Genomic DNA, 14,668 nt, shown 5'->3' with positions numbered 1-14,668 from the left:
GAGTCAATGACAACGTATCAAATGAATCTAAGTACGACAGAACCAAATAGCTACGTCGGAATCATCCGAGTGCGACAGTACGACACTGAATCACAAACATTTGATGTAACGATTACTGAGAACGGTGTTCCTGTTGACTTTACAGGATTAACACCGCTCTTTTATGTCCGGGGTAATCCTAATACATCCAATTGGATATCTGAACAAAAGGTTACTGAAATTGTGGATGCTAAAAATGGAAAGCTACGTTATACACTTTCTCATTATGATATGCAGAATTTAGGTAAGAATAAAGGTTATTTTGCATTTCTGGATTTAAAAGAAGATGGTGATGTAAAAGAAAAATTTGAGCGAACCTTTCAATATTCAACAAAAGATTTTTCTTTCTATGTAATGAAAAGTGTATTTTCTGAAGGAATTCATGACAGCAACTATATCTGGACCTTTGAAGAAATGTTGCGGTATTTCATGGAATGGATTAAAGAATCTCAAAACACCTATGACGGTTGGTATGAGGAAGCGAAAGAAGAATTACAACGAATCATTGAAGAATTTCTGTCTTGGATTTCCTCAAATCAAGATATTTACGATGAATGGCTTAATGAAAATAAAAATAATTTCCTCGATTGGTTTGAATCTATACGGGATATCTTAGATGAAAATGCAGCTGGCAACTTACAGAATCAGTTTGATAAAATCAATCCGAATGCTGAGATTATTAAAATTGACCATGATTTTAAGGGGTATCCTAAACTAAGAGTGTTATATTGGGAATATGGAATGTCAACAGTTCCCTTAGAAAAAGAACCAACGGGGCTTGGAGGTGGAAATGTACAAACGATTGAATCAGCAATTGAATATCTCGATAGGTTCAGTTTAAAAGTAAAGGTACCTCGCTACTATAAATTTACTAACCCAGAAGTCATGCTGTTAGATAAATCGGTTCGAATGATTTCAAATCATAAGGTTCTTCAGATTGATTTCATAGAAGATGATATCTGTATTGGAACAAATGTCGCTGTTACTACGGATTTTAAAAATAAGGTAGCAGGTAATTTTTTATTAAATAAGAATAGTTTAACAATAGCATATTATGCGAGTCACACGACAACAACTTATGTAGAAGTTGACCAGGCAAACATTGATAATTTTGCTATTGAAGACGGAACATTTGCAACATTTTCGACGAGCGCAACAGGGGCACGTTGTTTACTAAGACAACGTTATGATGCTGTTGCATTGTATGAAAAAATAGATGAATCATTTTTCGAAGGTTTAACAACTACTGAGCAAAAAGTAAATAAACTACGTACTAATTTAACTGACACTATAGAAGCTAGAATTTTAGCTACTGGCAATGTTGGAACTGTACCTGCTGTAGTTTTGGGTATTGAGCGTATAGATAGACTTTTGCAAAATGTTAAAGCGAACAATACTAATTCAGTTGCAGAAATTAAAACAACCGCCCTTGTTAAAGACAGTGTAGACACACAAGGCTTTATCAATGTTGTTCTATATACCGCCCCAGCAACAGCAGCTGCACCCGCTCAGATGAAAGCAGATTATGGCTCACTTACATTACATTATTATCATTAAAATTAGGAGGAATATAAATGGATTTATACGAACTTAAAAAAGGGGACCCGGATTATCATGTACCTATAAATGATAATTTTTCCAAATTAGGTGCGAGTATAGCAGCTTTAATCGATGTGTTTTATCCAGTTGGTAGTATTTACCAATCTGAAAAGGCAGATGACCCAGCGAGTTTCATGGGTGGTACATGGACGAGAATAAAAGGGCGTGTTCTGGTTGGTGTTGATGAAAGTGATAGTGATTTTGTAGCAAATAAAACTGGCGGGAGTAAGACACACACACATGATTTAGATGCGTATGCTCAAATGCAGATTTCAGCTACTTATTTGGGAGCAAAAACAAGGTCCGGTACCTATACCGCGAATGTAAAGGCTAGTAGTTTTACTGGTGTAGCTGATACCGCGGCAAAAGACCAAGGTGTCAATATCTCCGGGAAGGCAACATCAGCTTCGAGTTTACAACCTTACCAGACGGTATATATTTGGAAACGAACAGCGTAGGAAGTTGGTGAAACATGGACAATTTTATTTCAACTTTTTTAGAGAATCCAGAAAGCATTGGTTTCCCAGTGCTTTTTTGTTTTCTCCTAGTTTGGGTTATGAGACAGAATAATTCAAGGGAAGAAAGGTATTTAAACACAATTGATGAGTTAACTGAATCATTGAAACAAGTTGAAAATATTGAAAAAACAGTAAATAAAATCAATGAGAGGATGGAAAAATAATGGATGAGATTATTACACACGTACTTGCGACAGGTTTGAGTTTTGCACCAATCATGATGATTGTCACTGAAGCAGTGAAGCAGACCGGGGTTATTACATCTAAATATTTACCCTTAATTTCAATCACTTTAGGGATTATTTTAGGTTTTATCATGGGTGTTTGTTTCGATCAAAACGTTGCTGAAATGACGATTGGCGGATTGGTTGCGGGTGGTATGGCTTGCGGTCTGTATGATGCGACAAATAAATATAACACACGAAAGGAGGAATGATAATGGTTAAAATTCTATTAATAGCTGGACATGGTGCCGGTGACCCAGGTGCATTGGGAACTAATACAAACGAAGCAATTGAAACCCGCAGGGTTGTTAATGCGCTGGTATCTCCTTTACGTAATAAAGGATTAGATGTTTCTGTCTATGACCAACGCAAAAATGCATTTGCAGAAGCACAAGCAGGACGTTTAAATTTTAGCGGTACATTTGATTATGTTTTCGAAGTTCATTTCAATTCGTTTAATGAACAGGCAAAAGGAACTGAAGCATACATTACTACATCTGAATCAAGTGATGCAGTAGAGCAAAAGATTGTATCTAAGCTTAGTAAGTATTTTGTGAACCGCGGAGTTAAGCGCACGAATTTCTCGGTCATTTCTATTGCTAAGCAACTAGGAATGTCCTCATGCTTATATGAAGTCTGCTTTATTGATAATGCTTCAGATATGGCCGCTTATAATAATAATTTCAATTCAATTATTAGTGACATGGCTAATGCAATTGCGGAAGGATTTCAGCTCTCAGGAAGCGCAACAACTCCGGAAATGCCTAGTAAGCCGTCAGGTTCTGATAGTTTAACAGCAGGAGCATACTACCCAGTCAAAGATGTAGTGTTGTCTAAAGGTCATTTGGATAAGTTTGGACTTTCAGGAAATAAAATTGTTGCAGCTGGTTGGCATATTGGAAACTATGATTACGAATATATTTTCGTGATGGATTATAAAACCGGAAGAGAGTTAGCGAGAGTTAAAGCGCCTGGGAAAAATCGTCCGGATGTAGCGAGAATGTATTCAACAGGTAATACAACTGGATTTGATGTTTCTTTTGATGCGAAAAAGTTTAAAGGGAAAACTGTATACATCATGGCTCGTTGTACAAATGATTCAACAGGTAATACCCGAAAAGGGTCCTCTGATTTGCGTTTTAATGAATGGTATTTAACAATACCTAAATAGATAATAAGAAACCCTATCTCGTTATGAGGTAGGGTTATTTTTATAACAGGAAAAACAAAAAATAACACATCGAAATGTGTTATTTTAAAAATATTCAAATTGACCGACTATTTAATAGTTTTACCATAGATTCACCCAAATTCACCTAAAAACTTGAATTTTGAATGTAACTAAAAGTATGTTATAATCCTGTATGAAGCCTTATATCATAGGGTTTACGTAACTAAAAGTATATTATTTTCCTGTTTGAAAAACGCGTCCTGAGGGAATCGAACCCCCGTCTCAAGAACCGGAATCTTACGTGATATCCACTACACTAAGGACGCAAGCACGAATACTAGTTTAGCTGATATTTCGAAAAAAAACAAGTAGGAGATTGAAATTTATGAAATTTGAGCAGCATTTGTCGCAGCAGCAGAAGCAAACACAAAAGCTTGCTATGACCCAACAGCTCCAGCAATCAATTCAGGTATTGCAGTATAATTCAGAAGAACTGCAAACATATATAGAAAATAAGGCGTTGGAAAATCCTTTGATTGAGCTGCAAAGTGGTCTTAACTCGCATACATACTCCGCCGGAGGTACCGGTCAATATAATAATGACAAAGAGTCCAATCTAATGAATCAGATACCAGATAATTCGCTTTCCTTGTTTGAGTATGTGATTGATCAGATTCACTTGAATTATCGAGATACATATTTGCGGAGTCTGATTTTATTTTTAGCAGAATTTCTTGACTTGAATGGCTATCTAACAATTTCTTTGGAGGAAGCAGAAAAGCAGATTGGAGCAGATGCAGTCCAAATGCTGGACGCATTAGTTTTACTGCAACAGCTTGATCCTGCTGGGGTTGGTGCAAGAGACTTGAAAGAATGTCTGTTGCTTCAAATTGAAAGGGATGATCAAGCTCCAGCGCTTGCCTATATAGTTATTGAAGAAGAATTTGAAGCTTTTGCACAAAAGAAATGGGCAATTATTAGTAAAAAATTTGATATTGAACTATCGGAGATACAAGAGATTTTTGATTTTATTCAAACACTGACTCCATCGCCCGGCAGTATATTTGGTTCGACTGCAGGACTATATATTCGTCCAGATTTAAAGGTTGTGAATCATGAAGGGCAGTTGACGGTGATTTCCAGTAAGGAGGGAATGCCGGCAATACGTTTTCAAGAGGCCTATTTTAAAAAAATGGAGCAGACGGATGATCAGGAAGTAAAAGCATATATTGTAGAAAAGAAAAAGGAATTTGAATGGCTGCAGAAAACAATCGTTCAACGTGGAGATACTATTTTACGTGTAGGAAAAGAAATCGTGGAACGTCAGCAGGCGTTTTTCCTTGAAGTTAGTCGTCCGCTAAGGCCAATGACCCTAAAAGAAATTGCTAAAACTTTAGATATTCATGAATCCACAGTAAGTAGGACAGTCAATGGAAAATATATGGAAACCGAATTTGGTTCGTTTGAACTGCGTTCCTTTTTTTCTCAGGGGATTGCTAGTACTGAGCGGAATGGCGAAGATCGTTCAGCAGTTGATGTGAAACAACAAATCCAGCAGCTGATTGCAGCTGAGGACAAAAGCAGACCCATTTCAGATCAAAAACTGGTTGAAAGCTTAAAAGAAAAGAATATCGATATTGCCCGCAGGACGGTAGCCAAATATAGAGAGGCTTTGGGAATTCCAGCGTCCTCTAAACGTAAAAGGTATGATTAAAGAAACGATCGAAGAAAATTTCTTTAAGACTAGAGAATTACAGTTGAATAATCGTTGGCGAGAAATATTGATTCAAAAAAACATCTATAAGAATAAGCCGGATATACTGAAAATTGCTGTGTCTGTTTTCAGTATATCCGGTTTATTGCTCGTGGCTTAATATTTTTATACAGGGCACCGAATTTCTAATTATTTTGAAAAAATTTTTATAGCAAAATAGTAAAGAAATGCCAGCATCTGACTGGTCAACCTTAGTGGCAGCATCAGAAGAGGTATAGCGGAACAGTTGCTATAATGAGCCAACCAAAAGCTGTCTCTCATCTTTTAATATAAGCATAAAAGATACTGCTTAAAGTAAAATTTTTAGTAAAAGCATTAAAAAGAAAATTGACTAAAAAGTGAATTTCAAAAAAGGAATACAAAGTTTCTTTACTCGAATTATCTAGCCGGAGTCGTTATTCAGTCAAGAAAACAATAGTCATGGGTAGATAACTAAACCATGATTCTCAGCAGGGTCTTACCAAAATTATGGTACAATTTATTAAAAGAAATAGAGAAGGGTGGGCTTGTGATGGGCTGCTGGAATAAAAAAATAGAACAGCAAGGTTAAGTACTGCTGTTGCCTTGCTTGTTCATCAGAATCAATTAAATGAATACAGGAGGGAAATGCTATGAGCTATTTCAAGTACAAACAGAAGAATATTTATTTTTCAGTAGCTGGAGAAGGAGAGCCAGTGCTCTTTCTTCATGGAAATACGTCCTCATCAAAAATGTTTGAGCCGTTATTGCCTCTTTATAATTGCTACCGAATTATATTGATTGATTTTTTAGGATATGGAAAGTCGGATAGAGTCGAAGAGTTTCCAACTAATCTATGGATGGATGAAGCTCGACAAGTGGTTAAGCTGATTGAACATCTCAATTTAAAGAGTATTTATCTAGTTGGGACAAGTGGAGGGGCATGGGCAGCAGTTAATGCAGGATTACTTCGTCCGGATTTAATTAAAGGTGTCGTAGCTGATAGCTTCGATGGAAGAACGCTTCATACTGGTTTTGCTGAAGAGCTTGTGCAAGAAAGAGCTACTGCTCAATCCAATCCAGCAGCTGCTGAGTTTTACGAGTGGTGTATAGGTAGTGATTGGCAAGAGGTTGTAGCCAAGGATACTGCTGCCTTATTGAGACTTTCAAAGTCCGAACAAGAATTATTTCTCAAACCTTTGTCAGCCTTTAAAAGCGGACTGCTTCTTACAGCTTCTAAGGAAGATAAAATGATTCGCCCAATGATTGAGCAGGAGTATAAAAACATTCAGAAAGACATTCCACAAGCAAAAATTGTTCTTTTCGATGAAGGTGGACATCCTGCCATAGGCACGAATGCTGAACAGCTAGCGCAAGAGATACACCAATTCATTGAGGAAGAATGAATAAGTAGTGCATGAATGTTTGATAGAGATAATTGAGGTTAGATTGAATAAAATGAAAATTATTGTAAGGTGAATAGAATCAAAAGCAGAGTAGCTTCCAGCTGTTCTGCTTTTGAATTAGGGGAAATAAGTGAGGAAGGGAATAGATGGAAGAACTGAAGCTTACTTTTGATTTCAGCTATTCCTACTTCGTTGAACAAAATAAAAAAGCCAGAAAGCTTTCTTATTTATAAATTTCTTTAAAATAGTCTACTCAATTACAATATCTTCTGTTGCAACAGGCTCGCCTAATGAAAACATTTCATCCGTAAAAGTAACAAGGATTGCTTCTCAAGAGTTGTTCCTCATTTTATTTATTTAAGCACAACATTCTCTGAATTTTTTGAAATCAAAAATTTCAAATTATATGGAGATAATTAAAGATTAGAAAGGGAAAAAATACATAAATAAAAAAACGACGAAGCGATTAAAAAATAATCGTCTCAGCGTTTATTAGAAAGCCACCTGACGGGCTCGAACCGTCGACCCCCACCTTACCATGGTGGTGCTCTACCAACTGAGCTAAGGCGGCATTTACATAACACAAGATACAGGATAACGTATAGCTATAAGCTTGTCAACTGGTTTTTATAAAATTAACCGTCGATTTCAGCTGCAGATAGAGCTAACCTGTGTAACCCCGATGATTAAGTTAGCATCATCACCTTTTTTCGTGATTTTCATCGCAAAGGTTGAATTATAACAACAGATAAATCTAAAAATGTTTATGTAAATAAAGTAGTTTGGATATATGATATCTTTTAAAAACAGTGAACGCAAGAACAATTGATGTCCTGCGTTTACTGTCTTAGTTTGATGATGAATCGTTTTGGGAACTAATCATCAATATGAGAGAGACTATGCTTTTTTTAGCTTTTTGCTTCGTCCCATTTATTTTTTCACGTATCCTTTAGCACATATTCGCTGCAGTAGTTTTAGCATTTCTATGTGCTCGCAACTGACTGCGTTCAATGATCTTTCTCAACTCAATAATGTTTCGCGGGGATAAAATATCTTCTACGACGACAATCTTATCCTTAGCAAAGTAATCAATATGATGGTTGCTAACATAGAGGTCACAATTATTCGTTGATTTGCGGGCATTGAAATCAAAATACGAAGTATTTTGAGTGACAACATTAATAGTATTGCAGAAATTCAATTTTAAGATGGAACCCAAGACTTCGGCATGTTCTTTGCCAAGGTCGCTAAGTACAGTAATTGAAATGGGACTGCGTTTACTGTATAAGTAGGTAGGAAGATTTTTCCAGTACATCATAAAATCATGGAGAATTTCGTTCAGATACATGGATTTCCAAGGAAACTGATCTCGCTTTTCCAAGTGGCTTAAGGTTTTAGAAATAGTGTTTGAGAACAAAATAAAGTTTTGGCGAATTGACTTACTTGAGTAAAAGAAACGTGAATAAATAATGTGCTTTTTATAGGGAAACACTTGATGGAGATAATAAATATTTTCAATGACCTGTTTGATTTTTTGACTGCTAATCGCATCTATTGGGATATCTAGTTCATTCACAAGATCCTCTATTAAAGAGGCCGCAGCAGATGAGATTATTTCTTTGTCCGTTTCTTTTTCTTGTCCAAAAATCCACCAAAAAACAGTATAATAAAAATCTTTATACCAGTCGTAATTTTGATCCTTTTTAGAAAAGGAATTGATTGAATCCAGTTTTTCTTGATAATCAGGCACCTTTGATTGTGCTAAAAATCCGGAAAAGGCTGAAGAAGTTGGCCATTCATTTTCTGTAGAGAAACCTTGATTAATTCTAGTTAAGGTTACTGCGATTGAGAACACCATATGAATAAGACGAATGTCGCTGAGATAAAGCTGAAAGTCTTCATTAATCTGCTTGACTAGTTCCAGTATTTTCTCTTTATCTAACTGAAAAGGCCAGTGATGAATACCGTAAACTTCTACAAAATAGGAAGTAAAAAAGTAACGGATTTCCCGTTCGCTTTTCCCTGAAAAAATAAACGGATTTCTCTCCATCATAATATTTCTTTCCCGCAAAGGAATATTAATTCTTTTCGATAATCTGTAGATTGATGAACTGCTGGTAAAACATCTTTTTTCGATACTTTCCGAGTACTCTCCTGGATGAAAAAAGACAGTTTCCAAAAGAGAAAAAGTATCTGAGTTTTTAATGATATCTGTATAGATATCATGAATCGAGTGATGGGCGGAGACAGACAGCTTCACACCGTATTTCTTGGACATGTCTATGGAGAGGTGTTCAGGCCAGCGTCCTTCTATATAGCGACAATCCATCATAACTGTTTTAGTCGAACAGTGAAGTTTTTTAGAGAGTTTCTCAGTTGTTAGCCAGTCCTCGCTGCCGTAGAGCAGGTTTAATAGTAAGATACGTCGAGACATATCTGTTGATAATAATCGTTCCATAATAAATTCGCTCCTCGTTTCAAAATCTTCCTATGTTTGAGAACATTTTGACATAGCCTTGTTATATAAGCGATTATACCATTTTTTTTCTATTTTTTTAAATTTAAAACAATCGAATTGTTATGTGTTTGAGACTAACAGGTATATTATAAGAATATAGAAAAGCAATAAATTTTGAAAAGACATAAAAATTTAATAAAAAGCAGATTTGAATTTATCGATAAATGTAAATCTCACCAATTAGCTTGGAGGGATCGACATGAAAACAAATGTAATGAAAATCGCAATGGCTGTAGGATTACTAACTTTTGCGGGAGGAACTACTTTTGCCGAAATCTATGACAAATCAGCTGATGAACAAAAAAAACACACACAAGTAAGTACAGATGCTGCCACAGATCAAACAAGCAGCAAAACTGCAGATTCTATAGCCGAAGCTAAGCCGATTGACACAAAAGCTGAGCTGAAAGCGAAGAAAGAAGCAGAGAGCAGCAGTAACACAGGTGCAGATTTTGTGCCGCCAGTAGTTACAGCAAATGCTGTAACGGTCAGTGTCGGCCAACTGGTAAATATTTATGAAGGCGTAACAGCGTATGATGATTACGATGGAGATCTTTCTGCAGCAGTTGGGGCAGAAGGAAATTTAGATACATCTAAAGCCGGTACACAAACTATTCGTTTTTCTGTTGCTGACAGCAGTGGGAATATTGGTTGGGCAGATAAAACTTTTACGATTACTGCACCTGAAAGCGTGCAACAGGTAGAGGCTGTGCAACAACCAGCAGTTGTGACCGCACCGGCTGCTTCAACTAGTCAGCAGAATACTGAGGGAAATGACTCAGCGTCTGCTTATCAACCTATGACTATTTATATAAATGGTCAGGCAATTCCCTATCAAAATGGTGGTCAGGGCAGCGGTCAAAGTATCATTGACGGCAATCCTTACGGAACCGCCTCTACTTGGGGAGGAGCGGCAGTGCAGTCTGGCAGCGACGGACTAAATACACATTTTATTGGTCATAACCCAGGTATTTTTAATGCTGTTTTTTCTTTAGGAAGCGGCAGCCAGATAATCGTAACAGATGGTACCGGAGTACCAACGACTTATACAGTCAGCAGTATGGTACGGGTCGATGATTATGGCGCAGAGCTGAGCAGTGGAGCAGACATGTGGGACATGATTACTGGTTCTGGCGGCGGCGAGCGAATCTCACTGCAGGCATGTATCAATGATGATACCAATCTGATTGCATTTGCTTATAATTAATTGTAGTTATGCACATAAATTTCCCCAAAATTTATGCTAAAAGGCTGGGAATTGAGTCTATCTTTTTAAATTTCCAGTCTGATATAACCCTAGTTTTCTGTAAATGAAATATTAGGGAGGAATGCCGAGGATTTCAGTCCTCGGCTTTTCTATGTTCACAGAAATTTTGATGAACGTGAAAGAGCAGCTTTTGCAGAGATTTTTTTAAGGAGAACTATTATTTCAGTTTCAAAAGTATAAATAGTCTTAAACGTTATTTACTAAATAGGCTGGTTAGATAGGAATGGTTCCTACTTTTAGCAATAGTTTTCAATGTTTCATGATTTTTCGCTCAATCAGTGGTAAAATAAATGAGCGAAGAAAAAATAACAAATGGAGGAAATCATGGTTCGGAAATATGAAGATGAAACGCTGCGGATTTTTAGTTTGAATGCCAATCAACCCTTAGCAGAAAAGATTGCCGCTGGAATTGGTACAGAATTAGGAAAAAGTACAGTTCGTCAGTTCAGTGACGGAGAAATTCAAATCAATATTGAAGAAAGTATACGGGGAGACCATGTTTACCTCATTCAATCTACAAATGCACCTGTCAACGATCATCTGATGGAGCTTTTGATTATGATTGATGCATTGAAAAGAGCCAGTGCTAAAACAATTAATGTGGTACTGCCTTATTACGGTTACGCCCGTCAGGATCGAACAGCAAAGCCAAGAGAACCGATAACCGCCAAACTGGTGGCAAATATGCTTGTGGAGGCTGGTGCAACCAGACTGCTTACATTGGATTTGCACACTGTTCAGGTTCAGGGGTTCTTTGATATCCCGGTAGATAATCTTTTTACAATGCCTTTGTTTGCTCAGCATTATCAAGATCAAAAACTAACTGGAGAAAATATTGTAGTGGTTTCACCAAAAAACAGCGGGGTTCAGCGGGCGCGCAGTCTGTCTGAATATCTGAACGCGTCTTTAGCGATTGTGGATCAGTATGAGGAAGACGGTAAGCGTTCCGGCTATGTTATTGGTGAGGTCCAAGATAAAATCTGTATTCTGGTTGACGATATTATTAATACTGGGGAGACATTGACAACAGCAGCTGATATTTTAGCTGAAAACGGTGCTTCTGAAGTGTATGCTTGCGGCTCTCATGGGCTGCTTTCACAGGGAGGTAAAGAACGGATTGATGCTTCGCCGATTAAGCAGCTGTGTGTGACAGATTCCGTTGTTGTTTCAGAGGACCGTAGACCAGAGTGTTTGACCATTGTTTCCTGTGCTGATTTAATGGGCGAAGCGCTGAAGAGGATTCACGAGAATACACCAATGAGTCCGCTGTTTCACTTAAAAAAATAATAGTTTTAGAGCTGAGATAAAGAGGTTGGAACAGAAACAGTTGATTTCAAGCAGTAAGAAGGAATTTGTGAAAATTGACTTATAAATTTTTGCTAAATTACAGCTTATTGCCGAATAAATTGTTTCTGTCCCACCATTTATTCGGTTTTAGGCATACTAAAAGTCTGGGAATTTATTTTTATGTCCCAGACTCTTTTAAACCCCATTTACCAGTGAAAGAGGTTTGCTGAAAAAAGCATAAGGCTAAAAAAAATAGTTCTTGGTTTTTACAAACGGATGCTGCACGGAGTTGTTTGAATTTTTTTTGCTTTCAATATTTATATAATGATTTTTTTAATAGATGTTTTGATGGGAGGAGAAAAAATGAAGGAACAGAAAAAGGGAATTATATTAGGGTTTGCAGCATATATACTATGGGGAATTATCCCGCTGTATTGGAAGCTGCTTCCAGAAGTAGATGCATTGGATATTTTATGCTACCGAATCGTCTGGTCTTTTTTATTTATGAGCCTCTATATTTTTCTGACCAGAAAAGGCGCCGCATTTTTAGCAGAAGTTAAGGCTGTTCTAAAAAGCAAAAAGAAAACAGTAGGGATCGTTGCAGCCGCGGTTTTAATTTCAATCAACTGGTTCACCTTTATCTATTCCGTTAGTCAGGGGCGGGTGACTGAAGCTAGCTTAGGATATTATATGAATCCGTTAGTTAATGTTTTATTAGGAACAGTTATCTTGAAGGAACGACTGAATCGGATAGGAATTGTCGCTTGCCTGCTGGCTTTGACAGGGGTAGTGCTGCTAACTATTCAAACAGGTGTTATTCCTTATGCGTCACTCATCATGGCTTTTTCTTTTAGCCTATATGGGCTGTTGAAAAAGCAGATAGAAGTCAGTTCGTATACAGGTCTAACACTGGAAACACTAATTATTTTGCCAATTGCACTGATTTATCTATTATTTTTTTCAAAACAGGGATTTATGGCTTATACCGGCTCAACAAATCTACTATTAATGGGTGCTGGTGTTGTAACGGCTATTCCACTATTGTTGTTTGCGGAGGCGGCTAAACGGATTTCTTATATTATTGTTGGGTTTATTCAATATGTTAATCCGACAATTATGCTTTTATTTGCTGTTTTCTTATTTCACGAGCCTTATTCAACTGCTCAATTTACCGCATTTGGCTTTATTTGGTTGGGAATCGCAGTCTTTATGTACGGCAGTTTTCTTTCCTATCGAAAGGAACAGCAATTTTTAAAAGAAGAATAAGGATACTTTGATGAAATCTAAGCTCTATGTTAGAATAACTCGGTAATAATGAAGAAAGGACGAATCCGATGAAATACATTTATTTAGATCATGCAGCAACAACCCCTATGCATCCTGATGTGATTAACGAGATGACTGAGGTAATGACCACCAATTACGGCAATCCTTCAAGCATCCATGGTGTTGGTCGAGAGGCTCATCGGAAGCTGGAAGCTGTTCGTCAAATTATTGCGGAAAGTCTTCATGCTGCACCCCATGAGATTATCTTTACTAGTGGTGGAACAGAAAGCGATAATACAGCGATTATTGAGACTGCATTGAGAATGAAGGACAAAGGGAAACATCTCATCACTACTGCTGTAGAACATCCTGCGGTACTTGAGCCGATGAAATATCTGGAGACGATGGGCTTTGATGTAACGTATCTTCCTGTAGACAGCTCAGGTAGGGTAACAATTGAAGCATTTGAAGAAGCGTTAAATGAGGAAACGATTCTTGTTTCTATTATGTATGGAAATAACGAAACGGGTCAATTGATGCCAATTAAGGAGATCGGTGAACTTTTAAAAGAGCATCAAGCAGTTTTTCATACAGACGCTGTTCAAGCTTATGGTTCAGAAGAAATTGATTTACAGAAAATAGGAATTGACTTTTTAAGTGCTTCGGCCCACAAAATAAATGGTCCCAAAGGTGTTGGCTTTTTATATAAAAGAGAAGGAATCCGTTTACTCCCCTTTATGCATGGAGGGGAACAGGAAGAAAAAAGACGAGCTGGTACAGAAAATCTGGCTGGTATTGCAGGAATGGGAAAAGCAGTGGAACGTTTGTCAACTGAGGCGAAGCTGCAACAAAAAAAGAAAAATCAACAGTTTCAATTATTGATCTTGAAGCAACTGACTGAAGCAGAAATTGCTTACCAGCTAAACGGTTCGCAGGAGCAAAAACTTTCTCATATCCTAAATCTTTGGTTTAAAGGGGTTCCTAATGATTTATTATTAATGCACCTTGACCTCAATCACGTTGCTGTATCGACAGGATCAGCTTGTACAGCTGGAACAGTTGAGCCTTCTCATGTACTGGAAGCTATTTATGGTGAGGGACATCCTGCTGTTAATGAATCGATCCGGATTAGCTTCGGTTATGAAAATACAGAGGAAGAGATAGCAAAATTTATGGATATTCTGATTCAGACAGTAAAACGACTGACTGAATAAAGGAAATTAATGAAAATAGACTAGAAAAAACTCGTGTCAACCACTATAATAAAAGATGAATTGAACAAAAGAGGTGAAATAAATGGCGTTTACAGAAAAAGCAGCAGCACAAGGATCGGAAATATTTTATAAAGTGAATCCCGCTGCAAAACGATACACACTTAGAGATAATGGGTTTACTGAAACCAATTCTGGGAATTTCCAACTGATTCGTTCACTGGATGCAACCCCTCAAAGTAAAGAAGGATTCAAGCTGAAACTCACGATTTCCAAGGATTTGAAATTATTGAAGATGTCAGTGACAACTGCAAATGGGCTAAAGTCTATGAATATTTTCAATGGAGATAATCATCAAATGAGTCAGGAGAAGTTTTATTTCCTGATGGATGGAATGATTAGCCGTGGTGTTCTGGAAAAAGCTTAATTG

Annotated in this window: 13 protein-coding genes and 2 tRNA genes; 12 read left to right on the top strand and 3 right to left on the bottom strand. The window is 37.2% G+C overall.

The window, feature by feature from the left end; translation table 11 throughout:
- Nucleotides 1–6 precede the first annotated feature (6 nt).
- The 5 genes from AC1Z3K_RS01920 to AC1Z3K_RS01900 are packed head-to-tail and all read left to right on the top strand — an operon-like array spanning nucleotide 7 to nucleotide 3,551.
- On the top strand, nucleotides 7–1,596 hold the full coding sequence (locus tag AC1Z3K_RS01920; RefSeq protein ID WP_461731656.1) for a BppU family phage baseplate upper protein: 1,590 nt from the start codon (nucleotides 7–9) through the stop codon (nucleotides 1,594–1,596).
- A gap of 17 nt (nucleotides 1,597–1,613) precedes the next feature.
- Entirely contained in the window at nucleotides 1,614–2,096 is a 483-nt protein-coding gene (locus tag AC1Z3K_RS01915; protein WP_461731655.1) for a phage baseplate protein, read from the top strand.
- A gap of 14 nt (nucleotides 2,097–2,110) precedes the next feature.
- Entirely contained in the window at nucleotides 2,111–2,320 is a 210-nt protein-coding gene (locus AC1Z3K_RS01910; RefSeq protein ID WP_461731654.1) for a BhlA/UviB family holin-like peptide, read from the top strand.
- Entirely contained in the window at nucleotides 2,320–2,592 is a 273-nt protein-coding gene (locus AC1Z3K_RS01905) for a holin (protein ID WP_461731653.1), read from the top strand. Before AC1Z3K_RS01910 ends, AC1Z3K_RS01905 begins: the two co-directional genes overlap by 1 nt.
- 2 nt (nucleotides 2,593–2,594) lie before the next feature.
- Entirely contained in the window at nucleotides 2,595–3,551 is a 957-nt protein-coding gene (locus AC1Z3K_RS01900) for an N-acetylmuramoyl-L-alanine amidase (protein ID WP_461731652.1), read from the top strand.
- Nucleotides 3,552–3,805: 254 nt separating this feature from the next.
- Here the strand turns inward: AC1Z3K_RS01900 and AC1Z3K_RS01895 are convergent.
- A tRNA-Arg gene (locus tag AC1Z3K_RS01895) sits at nucleotides 3,806–3,877 on the bottom strand.
- A 59-nt stretch (nucleotides 3,878–3,936) separates the two neighbouring features.
- On the opposite strand from AC1Z3K_RS01895, the gene rpoN reads away from it, so the two are divergent.
- A complete protein-coding gene (gene rpoN, locus AC1Z3K_RS01890; RefSeq protein WP_461731651.1) occupies nucleotides 3,937–5,265 on the top strand; it encodes an RNA polymerase factor sigma-54 in 1,329 nt (442 codons plus the stop codon).
- A gap of 671 nt (nucleotides 5,266–5,936) precedes the next feature.
- On the top strand, nucleotides 5,937–6,689 hold the full coding sequence (locus AC1Z3K_RS01885) for an alpha/beta fold hydrolase (protein ID WP_461731650.1): 753 nt from the start codon (nucleotides 5,937–5,939) through the stop codon (nucleotides 6,687–6,689).
- A gap of 498 nt (nucleotides 6,690–7,187) precedes the next feature.
- On the opposite strand, the gene AC1Z3K_RS01880 is transcribed toward AC1Z3K_RS01885, so the two are convergent.
- Both AC1Z3K_RS01880 and AC1Z3K_RS01875 read right to left on the bottom strand, forming a co-directional pair.
- Nucleotides 7,188–7,260 (bottom strand) — tRNA-Thr (locus tag AC1Z3K_RS01880).
- A 378-nt stretch (nucleotides 7,261–7,638) separates the two neighbouring features.
- Complete coding sequence (locus AC1Z3K_RS01875) at nucleotides 7,639–9,147, bottom strand: AcpB/EbpR/MafR family transcriptional regulator (RefSeq protein WP_426082158.1); 1,509 nt, start codon at nucleotides 9,145–9,147, stop codon at nucleotides 7,639–7,641.
- A 259-nt stretch (nucleotides 9,148–9,406) separates the two neighbouring features.
- Between AC1Z3K_RS01875 and AC1Z3K_RS01870 the strand changes: the two genes are divergently transcribed.
- The 5 genes from AC1Z3K_RS01870 to AC1Z3K_RS01850 all read left to right on the top strand — a co-directional run bounded on the left by AC1Z3K_RS01870 (nucleotide 9,407) and on the right by AC1Z3K_RS01850 (nucleotide 14,665).
- Nucleotides 9,407–10,414: an immunoglobulin-like domain-containing protein gene (locus AC1Z3K_RS01870; protein ID WP_461731649.1), complete on the top strand. Its 1,008-nt coding sequence runs from the start codon at nucleotides 9,407–9,409 to the stop codon at nucleotides 10,412–10,414.
- A gap of 384 nt (nucleotides 10,415–10,798) precedes the next feature.
- The gene (locus tag AC1Z3K_RS01865; protein ID WP_426082156.1) at nucleotides 10,799–11,761 is read left to right on the top strand and encodes a ribose-phosphate diphosphokinase; all 963 of its coding nucleotides are present in this window, start codon (nucleotides 10,799–10,801) and stop codon (nucleotides 11,759–11,761) included.
- A 363-nt stretch (nucleotides 11,762–12,124) separates the two neighbouring features.
- The gene (rarD, locus tag AC1Z3K_RS01860; RefSeq protein ID WP_426082155.1) at nucleotides 12,125–13,027 is read left to right on the top strand and encodes an EamA family transporter RarD; all 903 of its coding nucleotides are present in this window, start codon (nucleotides 12,125–12,127) and stop codon (nucleotides 13,025–13,027) included.
- Between the two features lie 68 nt (nucleotides 13,028–13,095).
- Nucleotides 13,096–14,241, top strand: a complete 1,146-nt coding sequence (locus AC1Z3K_RS01855) for a cysteine desulfurase family protein (protein WP_461731648.1) — start codon at nucleotides 13,096–13,098, stop codon at nucleotides 14,239–14,241.
- An 82-nt stretch (nucleotides 14,242–14,323) separates the two neighbouring features.
- On the top strand, nucleotides 14,324–14,665 hold the full coding sequence (locus AC1Z3K_RS01850) for a DUF1831 domain-containing protein (protein ID WP_461731647.1): 342 nt from the start codon (nucleotides 14,324–14,326) through the stop codon (nucleotides 14,663–14,665).
- Nucleotides 14,666–14,668: the final 3 nt, after the last annotated feature.

The sequence above is a fragment of the Enterococcus sp. LJL128 genome (genome assembly GCF_056924295.1).
This window is presented reverse-complemented; position numbering and strand designations above follow the sequence as displayed.